This window comes from Gemmatimonadota bacterium (assembly GCA_026706345.1).
Taxonomy (GTDB): Bacteria; JAAXHH01; JAAXHH01; order JAAXHH01; family JAAXHH01; genus JAAXHH01.
On the sequence record JAPOYX010000247.1, the window covers coordinates 1 to 327 of the forward strand.

Annotated in this window: 1 protein-coding gene; it reads right to left on the reverse strand. The window is 51.1% G+C overall.

What is annotated here, in order from left to right; translation table 11 throughout:
* Window positions 1–327 (reverse strand): sulfotransferase (locus OXG98_17830; protein MCY3773871.1); only part of this gene is annotated, 327 nt, incomplete at both ends.

The following is a 327-nucleotide window of genomic DNA, read 5'->3' on the forward strand; positions in this document are numbered from 1 at the left end:
CAAGCAAAAAAATGTCTTCTTCGGGTGCATCGTGCTCGATAGGGTGGACTGCGAAAAACTCCGGCGCCATGTAACGCATGGCTCTGCCTGCGAATTTGGCCTTCTTGATCCTGGAGCGTGGATTGTCTTGTTTTTCGTTCGGTTCGGGTAATGGGTTAAGCATTTCCCAGGAATACAGAAAGCGAAATTCGGGGTTGGAGCAGAGCAGCCTGTGCAGAGCGGTGGTTCCGGTTCGCTGCAACCCGGCGATCAGAATGATCTTGCCGATGTCGATTTCCAGAATGTCTGGATTTTCGTTGAATAATTGTTCAGCACGCAAACGCGTCG